The following is a 13,463-nucleotide window of genomic DNA, read 5'->3' on the forward strand; positions in this document are numbered from 1 at the left end:
TACTCTTTCAATGCGACTCTATCACCTTCCACTCCATTTGACGACACGACCTAGGAGTCCGTCAAACCGAGCCGTTGCGAGTTTAGTATGCGCTGATCGATTTCCGGTCAGTTTCAGGAACGGGATTATGGAAGTTTCATTATCCGGAGCGCCTCCCCGCGAGAGGGAGGCGCGAAGCGGAAGTTGAGGAATGGAATGTTCAGAAAAAGCAATGAACGGCAGAGCGAGCCTGGGGCAGGCGAGAGAGCGGTGCTGTTCCGGGTGATACCGCCGAAGTCAGGCGAGTTCAGCGCGCAGGGCTTCATCAATGCGCTTGAGGCGCTGAACCTGGTCGACGAGGTGCTGAGCCTGGAGCTCTGCGCCACCGACGGCCGGGTGAGGATGTACGTGCGCTCGACGCGGCCGGACCACGTGCTGTCCGCGCTGCGGTCGCACTATGCGCACGCGCGATTTGCGACCGTGCCCCCGGAGGACGACCCGCTCCTGATGTCAGAGCGGAACGGGATCGTCTGTCGTCAGGTTCTCTGGCCCGCCGGAGAGCAGTGGCTGCCCTTCCAGGTGCAGGACGACACGGAGGACGGCGACCCGTTTGTTGACATGCTGGCCGGCCTGTCAGCGAAGATGGCCCCGGGAGGAAGGGCCGTCACTCGCGTGCTGCTGAGCGAGAGGGACCGGGACTGGAGCGAGCGCTGGCGCAACCAGGCGATAGCCGGAAGCGGTAGCGCCAACCAGCTCGCGGTGGACGCGATGCGCCGTGAGGAGAGCGGGCCCGGGGCGAACGGGCAGAATGGAGACAGCTCTAACACCGGCGGTCAGATGCTTCAGCTCCTGCTGATCGTCATAGGCATGGCGGCGCTGGTCGCCTTCGTCTACCTCCGCCACACATTCATCTCCATCTGGGACGAGCATCGGGTCGAGCTGTTCGCCTACGCCGCCCTAGGACTGCTGGCGCTTGCGGGCCTGGGTTACCTGCTGCACCGCACCGGTATCGTGAGCGCTCTCCTCAGGAGTCGTTTCTTCAGGGCGTCGCCCAAACCGAAGTTCTACGACCCGGACCAGGTCAGGCTGCGGGTCTCGGGCGCCGCGTTCCGTCTGGAGGTGCAGCTGTACGCGCTGCTGGGTGATGGCCGTGCCGGCGCGGAGGTGTTGGAGCGGGTGCTGCGCCCGGTGGTCGCCTCCTACCGTCGCTTCGACAGTCCTATGGGAGCGCGCTTTGCGGCAGGCCCCCTGGAGAGGCTGTCAGGGTTCGACCCTGGCGCGGACGACCTCGGCCTCCTGGGCGGACGAAAGAGGTTCCTCCGCAGCACGAAGGTCGGTCAGGGAGTCGTGGGCACGCGGGAGGCGGCAGCGTTCTGGCACGTGCCGGGAGACGCCGTGGACGTGCCGGGCCTGGCGCGCACGGGAAGCAGGCGGCTGCCTGTCCCGCAGGAGATGTTCGCGCCGGAGGACGGGCGACTCGACGGGGCCGCACTGATAGGCGTGGAGGCGTACGGCGACGGCGGGCTGCGCAAGCTGCACATTCCCGCCGAGGCGATGCACAGGAGCGGCCTGATAGTGGCGCGCACAGGGATGGGCAAGACGACGCTCACGCAGCACATAGCGCGCAGCCTGCTGCGCGACAGGGCCACGGGCACCGGCGACGCCGCGCTCGTCGTGGTCGATCCGCACTCTGATCTCGTAATGGACATCCTGAACGGCTTGCCGGTGGGCGCAGCCGCGGACGTGCGGCTCGTGGACCTGGGAGACGAGACGCGCGCCTGCGGCCTCAACCTGCTCGACACCCGCACCTTCCCGGAGCGGGACCTGACAGTGGAGACGGTGCTCACGGTCGCAAGGTCCTCGTCGCGCAACTGGGGCGACAGGATGGAGGAAATACTGCGCTGGACCCTGTACGCGCTCTACGAGGCGAACCGCAACAGGAAGGCAGAGGAGCAGTACACGATCTACGACGGCATCATGTTCCTCACCAACGAGAGCAGGCGCCGGGAGGTCATCAGGGAAGGGCGCGACCGGGAGGAGGGGGACGTGTCCGTTGCGCAGTGGTGGAACGAGATATACCCGCTGCTCGTGCCGGTCAACGACCGCCTGGCGCTCGCCCCCGTGCTGCGCAAGCTGGGGCAGTACGCGGGAAGCAGAAGCGCGCGCAGGGTGCTGGGACAGCGCCGCACGACGCTCGACATCGCGGACACCATCCGCTCCGGCAGGGTGCTGCTGGTGAACTCGGCAAGAGCGCAGACAGGACCCGAGGTGTCGTCCATAGTGGGAGGGGCGATACTCAACCTGCTGAACCACATCGCCAAGCAGCAGGGCAGGCTTGAGCCCCACAAGCGCAGGCGCGTCGTGATCATCGTGGACGAGATGCAGGTGTTCCCCGGCGTGCCCTTCGACGAGATGCTCTCAGAGCTTCGGAAGTTCGGCGGCAGCCTGCTGATGGCCACGCAGAGCCTGGGCAGGCTCAACGAGATGACCGAGAGCGGGAATATGGGGGAGACGATCCTTGCGAACCCGGGAAGCCTCTTTTCGTTCCAGGTGAACGCCTCGGACGCCGAGCTGCTGCACCGGGAGCTGGAGAGCGATGTGATCGAGGAGAACGACATCGTGGAGCTGCCGCCGCATCACTGCTACGGCAGGCTCACGCTGGAGAGCGGGAACATCCACTTCTCGATGGAGGTGCTGCCGCCCATGCCGGGAAACAGGGGCATCGCGGACCTGGTCCGCAGGGCGTCGGACGCCTACACCAGACCCACGGCTGACATCGACGCGGAGAACGCCGAATTCATGCGGGGCAAGTACCGTGAGTATTTTGGCGACCTAGGCGACGATGATGACGCAAGAAACAATGGCCGGTAGGAGGGACTGACTGATGGGCCGAGACAATGCACTCTCTCAAAACTCTCTCCACCTGCTGGGCGCGCTGGCGCATACCCCGTTCGCAGAGTGTGACGAGCTCGCGGCATTTGCGGGTATGCCGCCCAGCAGCACGCTTGAGTCGCTTCTGGGACTGGAGGCCCGGGGGCTTGTGGCCTTCGTGCGGCACACCCGCACGAACACCTCTAGGGTCAGGCGCTGGTACCTGCCGCCGCGCGGGATAATGCTGCTTGCTGAAATCCGAGACACCTCGACCGGAAAGCTCCTTCGGGAGCTGCCGCTATCCGGAGAGTGGAGACGTCACCTGCTCAGGCGACTGGACGCGGTGGTTCCGCTCTACCGCGTGGGCCGGGACGTCGCGGGATGCACGGGCGGCCCTGTTAGCTGGAGCTGGATGCGCGCGGGCGCGCTCGACGCGCTGCTGGAACTGCCGGACGGAGGGACGCTCGCGCTGATGTGCTTTGGGCCTACACTCTCCTGGCAGGCGATGAGAAGCCGCATCGGCACGCTCTACTGGTCGCAGCGGACGCGCAGGTGCCCCCCGGCGCTGCTCCTGCTGCCCGGGAATCTTGACGCGCAACGCCTCGCGGCGGACCTGCGCGGCAGGGTAATCGACGCCTACGCGGCATCGGAGGAAGACGTAATGCAAACCGCGCCCGGCTCAGCCGTATGGCGCAGCCTGCGTGACTCCCGGGGTCTGACGCTCGATCAGGTCGTCGGGAAGTCCCGTGATATGCACGGAGCGGACGTCCCCGTGGCGGGAGGTTCAGCACGCGCATCGATGCCCGCACTCCCAATCTCCGATGGCGCGGACGGTCTCGACCTCGTTGCGACAGAGCTGACGATGCCCGGCAGGCGCCTGCTGGACGCCATCTACGACTGGCCTCTGGCGACTGCAGCACACCTGAAAATGCTCCTCGATATGACGGAGGCAATGATGAAGAAGACGCGGGCGCAGCTGGTAAGGCGCGGCCTCGTGTGCCAGGTGCGGATCGGTGGTACTCCGGAGCAGAGGCGGCGCAACAGCAGCAGGCTGTGCCTGAGTTCCGGCGGGCTGCGCTACATCGCGCGCCGGGACCGCAGGCGCGTCTCAGAACTGCTCGGGCGCTGGGGCACAACTCAGGACGATGCCGGCGACGGACGCCTCGAGGTGCAGCATTACCGTCTGGAGGGATCGAAGCTCCGGGTTCTGGCTCGGGAGCTGCGGCACACGGACGGCGTGAGCGGTTTCGTGGGGACGCTTGCGGCCGCCTGCCGGCGCGACGGGGACTGGCGGTTGCGCCAGGCGCTTCCGCCGCACCGCTGGGAGCGCTGGTTCAGGTACGACACCGGCTGGCGCAGCGTCAGGCCCGACGCCACCATCGAGCTCGCTCATCGCGGCAGGAGGCTCTCGTACCTGCTGGAGTACGAGATGCGGGCGATCAAGCCTGGGACAATGATGGCGAAGCTCCTGCGCTACCTGCGCTACTTCGGCGCGGTTGATACGAGAGCGGATTTCGACGGCAGGAGGCCGATCGCTCTGTTCGTCTTCGCTGACCAAGCTACTGCGAGCCGTTTCTGCGCTCTCGCGGCGCGAACGCTTCGGAACCCCCTGCCACTGCTCGTATCCGACATGCGGACCATCACCGAGACGGGTCCGCTGGGTCGTGTGTGGAGGTCGCCGTGGCAGCTTCAGCGCGGGCGCGTGTCGCTTGCCGCAGCGTTCTGAGCAGGGAAGTCTCAGGGGCATGTGTCGCCACATGTGCCACCACGGCGACACATATAACCTGTACGGGAAATTTGTACATGACACATGATGAAACACATTCTCCTGCACCGCGTAGCGGCGGGGTAAACGCATGTGTCGCCCCGGGGTGACACATGCAGAATCCTGGTTACCACCGGGAACAGGCCGACACATGCGATGTGCCGGCTGCGTGAACGGGCTTTGAGGACTTGGTGACTCCATAAGAGAAATACGGAGGACGTGATGGACAGCAATGCACGGGACCTGGAGCTTGAGTGGCTGAGTGCCAGGGCTGGACTGTCGAACCGCGCGATAGCCCGCATCCTGGGCGTGCATTACGAGGTGGTCAGGAGGGCAAGGCTGACCGGACACCTCGGTGACGCGCTCAGGGGCAACATCCGCGCATACATAGAAGAGCATCCCGGCGGAGGCAAGGAGGAGTCACCACCAGAGGATGAGCCCCGGTTGGGTGACGACGACTCCAATGGCGATGGAGATGAGCGGACAACAGAGGCGGGTCAGCCGAAGCGGGAACGACGGCCTCTCAGTCGCGGACGCAGGGGCGGGCGGCGTGCCACGTCAGATGAGGGGCGAGCCGATGATGACGGGTCGCCTGAAGATGAGAAGGCGGCGGATGAGGAGCGAAAGAGGGCCCTTCTTCTGATGTATGAGGTACTCGCTTGCAGCGACGCCAGCAAGCTCGCAGGGATAACGGCTCGGATACGGGATCGACACGGCGCGGATGGAGGCAGCCTGTCTGCCGCGCCTGAGCCGTGCCATACCCGCCCCACTGAGGCGACGCTGGATGAGCTCAAAGCCCACGCCCTCTCCCTCATATCGGGAGTGCCGGTGGTCGGGGAGCTGAGCCTCGGCGCCGCGGTGAGCGCCGCGAGAACCGTGCTGAACGATGAGGTGTCGCTGCTGGAGCCGCCCCTTCTGCTGCACGGCGATGCGGTCCTGCTGCTCGTTATGAGGGCACAGGCCAGCTACGCGGACATGGGCGCGCGCGAGGTGGCGTTTGCGCCCGCCGGAAGGCGCTACGCGTGCGGGCTGTTCGCCGAGGAGCTGCGCGACGGAGTCACCATCGAGGAGCGCATGCGCCGCTACTACCGCGACGACCACAGGGACAGGCCCCGTCTAATCGGCATGAGGTTCAGCGACGTGATACCGGAGAGGCCTTACCCCGACGAGGACTGGTTCTTCGGCTCTACCGGCCGGACAGACGGGGACGGAGCCTGGAGACCGGGAAGGGCGGAGCTGACCGCGCGCTGGCGGCACGTCGGTAGCCTGTGCGAGGACTGGGGAGCAGGAAGGCCCAATACTCCGTGGCAATACGCGCTCGCATCGGAGAGGACGGCGCTGGAGCTGACGCTGCTGAGCCCGGAGTACGCGATGACCTTTGACAGGGACATCCTTGGCGACGCCCGCTGGCCCACTTCCACGCGGCTGGGACACCAGACACAGTCCCGCCTGCTGCTGCTCAGGGGGTACGACCAGGCCATCGGGAGGCTGAGAAGGCGCAGGATGCTGTCTGCGCTTCTGCTGTGGCTGCCGCGCCTTGCACTCCGGACGATAGACCGGCTGCTGCGCCGCCCCAGTTCGGCGCTCGACGGCAGCGTCTGCGGCAAACGCGTCTGGAAGGCTGCCGACCCGCCGATGACGCCCGACTACACGACACCTAATCCCTCATCAGGTTACGTGCCTTCGGATGCGTTTCGGCTTCGCTTCCGGGACCACGAGCTATCAGCCAACGGCAATAGAAACACTGCAAGTGAAAGGTGAATAAGAGATGACGACACGTATTGACACAGGAACCGACAGACAAACGCTTACGCAGTTCATTTCCGCGTTCGGGATCGAGTACAGGTGGCTCTACGCCGACGAGGGAGGCAGGCCTCCCGTCGACCCGGACACAGACTGGGCGGAATTTACCGCGAGTGACCGCTTCATGGCTTGGGAGATGTATCGATGCGTTGCGCACCATATCGTAGCGATCAGGGGTAGCGTCTGGCTGAATGATGACGAGGATATCATCATGCCACTGGGCATCGTCGAGATAACCGCGGCGAGCGCGGCTTTAGGTGACTTCTGGAGGGACTTCGAGCACAGGACTAACGATCTCAGACTGCATGAGAACAGGTATGCCCCCGCGGGCCGCATCGTAAGGGCGATCTACCGGGAGACCATCCAGGCGTTTCTCTGGCATTGGGAGGGGACCGACGCCGAACTCAGGGAGCCGTCCTGGCCCACGCAGTGGACTCACGAGTTCCCGCTGGCGCTTGCAGAGCTGCTTGGGACGCTGGACAAGGAGGCGGCACTGCTGGCGAGCATCGCCGGCACATCTCGCATCGACTGTTCCGACCGCCACGAGTTCGCAGAGCTCCCGATCCACGAGCACATCGCCAGACACGGCCTCAGGCTGCACTCGACCGTCCACCAGCGCCGCTTCATGAAGCAACTGCGGCCCCAGGACATCTACATCGCATCCCATCTCGCCTGGTCTCTCGACAAGGTGGAGGCGCGGGATGAGCAGGGCTCGTCGCGCACCAGGACCGCCGATCGGCTGGCACACATCCTGGGGGCGTCGGAGGCGATCCATACGACACTCAAAGCCGCCATCGCCACCTGGCCTATGCGCTCACGTATGGCCGTCATAATGGCGGCATTTATCCGTGACGTCGTTGTCCCCACGCTCAGGATATACGGGGCCTGCGTGGCGGTGCATATCGTGCTCGATGCCGCGAGGGTGCGTCCACGGACGGACGATGTTCGGGCGGCGTTCATCAGCGAGGTCCTGGCACCCACGCTCAGGTATCCGACTGAAGACATACCACACTACGAGCGCTTCGTCTCCCAGCTGCGCGGGCTGCACGCGCTGGCGCGAGAGTTCGCGGGCGACATCCGCCTGTTCAGCGGTGAAGTCGCGGAAGGGCCAGCGGAATCGTCCGTTTCGTAAGTCCGTAAGTCGAAGAGGGCCCGTCCATCACGATTCCTTACTCAATCTATCGGGAAGTCGCCGATTGCGTGAGCAATCTGCCGATTCTCAGGGCAATTTCCGTCGTTTTCAGGCCATTTTGCTTGACTCGGCCATATCCCGTGAGAAAATAAGGGTGTATATATCTATCCCAAATCCCTCAGTTACGTCCGCAGCTTTTGAGCGGCCGTAGCCGCCACATTCGGAATCATCTCCGATTACGGGTATTCGATCTTCCAGTTGCAGCGCTTTGCGCTCCTGAATCGGAAACTCCCGCAGTGTCGGCAAAAGGCGCCGGGTAAAGTCGCAGCGCGTTGCGCTCCTGCCGGTGCAATTCATCAGCCTCTGTTCACCGCATTTCGCAAAGAGCCGAAAAGCAGCGGTGGTGTTAACTGCGTCCGCGACAACTCCCGCGCTCAGCGCCCGTATGCCTCGCGTATACGCCACCGACTCCCCGCAAACCGCTTCTTCCCACCCGGACTTCACGCCTCTACCTACCCCTCCCTGCCTGACGGCATCCCCACCCTATCTCTTACACCCCTGGGCGAACTGCGCCCTTTTCCACCGCTTGCGTTTCAGACGGCTCAACCCCCGTCTTATCCCTTAACGTCTGACGCCGGCTGCGCCTGAGAGCCTGCCGAACGGCGCGACTCGTCACCTCAATCCGCGTTTCCTCGCGGACTTCAATGGTTCTCGGCGACACCCCCCGCCTAACTCCCTCCCCCTTTTTCCCTCACGCCCTGGGCGAGCTGCGCCTTGGGCGATTTGCGCCCTCTCCCGTCATCCCCATTTCTGACGGTCTCTCACCCGTCACCTATTGGCGCGTCTCCCGCTGGCGAGTGATACGGCAACCGCCGTCAGCACAGGCAACAACCGTCAGCACAGGCAACAACCACATCGCACTCCCCTTTGGCACATTGCCTCGGGGAATTCTCATTGTTGGCGCGCATGCGCCGGAAAGGACGGTACACATGACCAGAGGAAGTTTCGGCAAGCACAGGCGCAGAGGACCGCCAAGGACAGGAAAGGAGGAAACGGAACGGATAGGGGGAGTGAACACCAATCCAGCACCCCCGATCCTCAGAGACGCCGTACAGGACGTCTCGTAACAGTCCAATTATATCAAAGAGCACAACTGACCTGAAGCCCCTGGCGATTTCGCCAGGGGCTTTTTCATTGCCGGCGCTAAGCCGGAAGGAAGGAAAACACGATGGTTGCAGAGTATTACATCGAAGACTTGGCGACAGTCGGCGCGCCCCTCTGCCAGGGCTGCGGACACGAGTTGAGCCGGGACGAGATCGGCACGGTATGCGACCTGTGCATCGCCGAGGAGATCGCGGGAAGGTACGCCAGCCGCAAGGACAAGTCGGTCGTCGACATGGAAGGGCTGGATGTTATGAACACCAGCGACCCGGCTGTGTACTGGTACTGGCTGAACGTGGAGGACACTATGTTGGCGAGACCTGGAGAGCCCACGAACCTGGAGAGGCACGTCTCGACCGGCGTTGCGATCAGGTGGGCGGAGATCTATGAGGAAGACCGCAGAAAGCTGAACGAACTCTATGAGTGGTCCGGCATCGGGAAGGACACGCCGTTTGCCCAGGTGATGGGCGGGACAAGTTGCATGGCGCCGACTAGTCTCTGATCGGCATCCACTGAAGTCGTAGCCCCTGGCGTACTCGCCGGGGGCTGCTGCGTCACACGAAGCTCGAAACTACGGCGAGACTCAATCGAGACGCAGGAAACTCCAGCTTCCTGATGCCTCTGACTCCACCTTGAGACCGCTGGATTCATAGACGAAATCGGCTCGTGCCGCCGTCGGAGGACAGGTGCCGAGCTGTTCTTTGAGGTCTTCAGCCAGGGCTACGAAAGGGGCTCGATAATCCCGACAAACGACGCGCGGGTCGAGATGATCGGATCGGGGAGGCTAACAGGCGCTCTGCTGGACCTGCTTACTCACCACGCCCACGTCATAGAAATGAACGGCGACGGCTACCGCCTCAAGAGGAACAGTCGAGCCGACTCAGGATAGCTTTCCGGCGTTTAGCCGGACACTGCTGAAGAGGACAACTCCTCTTGACAGTTTGCGCGGACCCGATCACTGAGCACTAACACGTTGGCACTGTCAGCTAGCCATGGATTTTAGCCAATACAGTGCAACTTGTACTGTCGGATTCTGGAGATAGTAGTCAAGCCCTCCTCTATTAGGTGGTTAGGCTTGGTTAACCCAAGGGACGTCCTCAACAGGATAGGAGCCGCTCCTGATCAACAGGCGATTTCGGTACTTACCTGTATAGCCAAAAAGACTCAGTAGTATCAGTTCGATGTACCACTGTCCTAATGCTGAGGCTTCGAAGCAGCCATCCAGAGAAAACCCACCAGAAGAATTATCTGCGTGAACTGTACTATTTCTCATTTCCGTTATTGCGTGCGCACCGCCTTTCCAACCTTTCTTGGCGCTCAGTGACCTTAAGACCGGCAAGCTCTCGGGGATCGCGGAATCATCTATTCCACTCTCCTTCAGTGCCTTGCTTATTCTGTATCCAGCTGCTTTCTTCGAATCTCCTCCTGACAGGATGCGATGCGACAGGCATTCCAGAGCCACTTGATTAAAGACGATGCTACTATCAACGAATCGCGATTCATTCCCTTGCAAGTACCAGTCGATCACTCGTCTTATGGTTTCATTCCAGCCTTCCTGAGTGAATAATTGCCAAAACCCCGGAAACAACTCTTGCAGGACATCACCTCCGGCCATTCTCGGACACCACGACTGTCTGCTTATCCATGGGGCTGTGTATCGAGGACCCCATTGAATCAACGATGGTTCACCGTTAAAATCCAGACCCTCGACATGTGAAATACCAACATGCGATCCATGAGCGAATGAGAGGAAGACACGCAATCCATCGGTGATCGTCTGAACGTCCTCCTTGGAAAATGCTTTAGAATCCTTCCCCCCAATGACTCCAGTATGCGTGATTGCGTGGCCTCTGGATTTTCTCAGTAACTTTTCTATTTCAGCATAACCTTCGTCTGCCGCGATTTGGATTGACCAGCGAGAAGTCTCCATTTGCGTATGCGGCACCAATACCTTACTATCCCCCGCTTGGACCCATTTGTCTTGTCCACCATAGAAAAAGGACAGGTTGATGACACTGAACCGTACTGACTGGATCGGCCTCCCTTCATCTAATGCCATGACTGGTTGACGAGACGGAATCAAAGAGCCACTTCCACTTGAATTCATCGAATTTAAGAGCACATCGATCTCAGTTCCATTTTCAAGCTCCACTTTGTTTCCTTGTTCCACGTTCCTTAACAGTAAGGTGGGAAGGTGGTCTGACTCAAAGACTACCTCGGGACTCGGCAACATGCGCAACATCACGTTCACAGGCACCTTTACGCTATGCCCGTCTATATTAGTGATGTTGGTCTTGGACAAGGTCAATGGTTGGTTTGGTTCAGGCATTATCGGCCCTCTGCACCTTAACTGGCGACGATTCTATGCAAGATCGCCATTAAATGTAATTCGGGAAACTTCGAAGTTTCCGTGACCGACTTTGGTTCATTATATCAGTGGGGTGGAAGAGGGTCTCTCTGATTCTGGATCTGCCCGGAGTTCATCTTTATGAGCACAGTTACTCTAATCGCATTGCTACACTAGCAGAACCAGACGTTGATCGGTCGACGAAGTCCCGATCAAGCTCGACGGACTGCACACAATTTAGAGATTCAGTACATTCGATGTGCCCGGCAACAAGTGGGCGAGCCGGTGAGTATCTTCCCAAACTGATAGGCAAGACTGCGGCTGGTTGGCGCGGTACTAATTCGAGCAGCACGATGAAGCAAAAAGCCGCTAAAGTTAGATGACGCGGGCCACTAGATGTGGTCCTTCACCAACGACGACTGGAGCCAAATCTGCGAACCTAGTTGGCTACTATCCCGGAATTTTGAGGAATTCAAAGGAGAATGTCGCACAATGTCCGTAATAGGCTACCTTCTGGGAACTCTTCTTGGTACGGTTGTCATTGCCTGGTTAGCATCATTGCTACTCGGCAGCGCTATTGGAACTTTCAGGGTCGAACCGATCGATAGAGCGGAGTACAAGTGGTTGGCGTTCAGAGTGACTATGCAGGTATCCGCCGCCTTAGCCGCTAGCTTTTACGGTTTCACGAATGCGGCAGATATTATTGAGGCCGTCGCTAGAATCATTCGACCGTAGTTGATCTGGAAGTCATACAGTCCCCCGAGCTAGACTTAGAAAGGATGACTAGACGAAGCAGCTGGTCGACATATTCTGCTAGAAATATCCACGTCCAACTTTTCGCTAGAGCGACAGATTCAGAGGGTGGCTGGCCGGATTGTTGGCACAGGCTTACTAGCGAATCCAAGGAGTATAGAGATCAAGCGCCAAGAAATGAGCATCCTAGCGAAGTCAATCGTAACGCGATGTGCGACGAGGGATACACTGTGCTGACTGGAATTAGCGAACAGATTTACGTTGCGGAATTGACGATCCCGTCATGTTTCTATCCGAGTGGAGAAACGAGACGACCGATTTCCGATCCAAAAGGTTTTGGGATCAGCAAGGGCTACTATATCGTCCGTACCGAGGATAATTCGTCCGCCGTGGGTGGGTACACCGACATTGTCCTTGTGGTCGAATTTGTGTGTCCTGGGCTGCGGGAGGCTGAAGATCATGCCTTGAAGGTAGGCCAAGTGTTCAGTTCCCTGGTTTCTGCTTACGGAGCTTATCCCCTTCAGTCTCCACGATTGCAAAGGCTCGCCACTACGGACATCGCCGAGAATCTTATCTCTGAGCATCATTACTGGCATCGCCAGGAACCCTATATGCTTTCCGCATTCGACCAAACAGTTGACCATCAATTCCAACAGTACATTCAGTCTATTTCTTCAATTGACGAAAAAGTGCAGCGCCAACTCCAATCAGCGATCCATTGGTATGGAATTTCCATAAGCACTGATGAACCGACGGTGAGTTATGTGGCTGCGTGGACTGGACTGGAGTGCATCGGTACGGTTCTTGATAGTATAGCACACCCCAACGGGCCCAGAGCTCGATGTGAGACGTGCAACGACAAACCTGGCGAAAAGAGAAACCGCAAGATGGCGGGTATTCAGCATATTTTCAACGGTATCTCCAAGGGGCCATTGTCCGCGTCGCTCTCCGAAGAACTTAAGGAAAGACTTTCGAGGGAATTGCGCCGTTGCTTCTCGCCGGACGAGGCACACAGATTGCGGAGTCAAATCGTCCATGGACTAGAGGGACTTGAACCACTAAGAGAGCACAGCGCAAACCTACGACTACATGTCATACATGCCCTTAACGCATCTATTCAGACCATCATGGGCGTGCAGGCCAAGTCCTGGCTACCTGGGTCGGACTATGGAGTTCATCCGGATGCTCGTTACTCTCTCAGATTCAAGGGTGAGCTTAAGAGTTCTCCATATCAGGGAGAGTGGCAGTCCGCTTTACACGGTAAGGTCACAGCCGGCTCGGAGAGTGAAAAAGAGAGTCCCCAGCGCGTTCAGGAGTTCGAGTTCGAAATCAGAGCAACCGCCGCTGGCTACGTTGAGTTCAGCGGCGAGGACGTCTACAAACGCGACGACGACATCTTCAGGATTCCTCCTGACCCTGACTGGAATGAGCATCTGTCGTGGTTCGAGAGGCTTAGTGAACCCGAATGGAAGGAGTTCATTCCCTCCGATCCTCTAGACTCGCGAAGTCGTCCGAAAAATAACTGAGGGACAGGGATGCCACGGGGGTAGCAACGTTGAGAGAAATATAGAGCGCCAGTTGTGCCCCAACCATTTCGGGTATTGGTGAATTGTAAAGCATAGACGGTTTATCGCCTTTTCGTGTCTGTTGAT

8 protein-coding genes are annotated in these 13,463 nt (G+C 60.0%); 7 read left to right on the top strand and 1 reads right to left on the bottom strand.

Annotated elements, in window-relative coordinates:
* Nucleotides 1-195: 195 nt before the first annotated feature.
* The 6 genes from F4X57_12685 (at nt 196) to F4X57_12710 (ending at nt 9,600) form a co-directional block, all read left to right on the top strand.
* Entirely contained in the window at nt 196-2,850 is a 2,655-nt protein-coding gene (locus F4X57_12685; protein MYC08006.1) for an ATP-binding protein, read from the top strand.
* Between the two features lie 13 nt (nt 2,851-2,863).
* On the top strand, nt 2,864-4,576 hold the full coding sequence (locus F4X57_12690; GenBank protein ID MYC08007.1) for a hypothetical protein: 1,713 nt from the start codon (nt 2,864-2,866) through the stop codon (nt 4,574-4,576).
* A 261-nt stretch (nt 4,577-4,837) separates the two neighbouring features.
* Nucleotides 4,838-6,376: a hypothetical protein gene (locus tag F4X57_12695; protein MYC08008.1), complete on the top strand. Its 1,539-nt coding sequence runs from the start codon at nt 4,838-4,840 to the stop codon at nt 6,374-6,376.
* A gap of 7 nt (nt 6,377-6,383) precedes the next feature.
* Nucleotides 6,384-7,550, top strand: a complete 1,167-nt coding sequence (locus tag F4X57_12700; protein ID MYC08009.1) for a hypothetical protein — start codon at nt 6,384-6,386, stop codon at nt 7,548-7,550.
* Between the two features lie 1,228 nt (nt 7,551-8,778).
* Nucleotides 8,779-9,213 (top strand): hypothetical protein, encoded by a 435-nt coding sequence (locus tag F4X57_12705; GenBank protein ID MYC08010.1) that lies wholly within the window; start codon nt 8,779-8,781, stop codon nt 9,211-9,213.
* Between the two features lie 147 nt (nt 9,214-9,360).
* Nucleotides 9,361-9,600, top strand: a complete 240-nt coding sequence (locus F4X57_12710; protein ID MYC08011.1) for a hypothetical protein — start codon at nt 9,361-9,363, stop codon at nt 9,598-9,600.
* 180 nt (nt 9,601-9,780) lie between these two features.
* Here F4X57_12710 and F4X57_12715 read toward each other — a convergent pair whose 3' ends face one another.
* Nucleotides 9,781-11,040 carry a hypothetical protein gene (locus tag F4X57_12715; GenBank protein ID MYC08012.1) on the bottom strand — a complete coding sequence of 420 codons (1,260 nt, stop codon included), beginning with the start codon at nt 11,038-11,040 and terminating at the stop codon, nt 9,781-9,783.
* A gap of 1,001 nt (nt 11,041-12,041) precedes the next feature.
* Between F4X57_12715 and F4X57_12720 the strand changes: the two genes are divergently transcribed.
* Nucleotides 12,042-13,337, top strand: coding sequence for a hypothetical protein (locus tag F4X57_12720; protein MYC08013.1), 1,296 nt, complete (start codon nt 12,042-12,044; stop codon nt 13,335-13,337).
* Nucleotides 13,338-13,463 lie beyond the last annotated feature (126 nt).

The organism is Chloroflexota bacterium, assembly GCA_009840355.1.
Taxonomy (GTDB): Bacteria; Chloroflexota; Dehalococcoidia; order Lucifugimonadales; family JADFKI01; genus Bin90.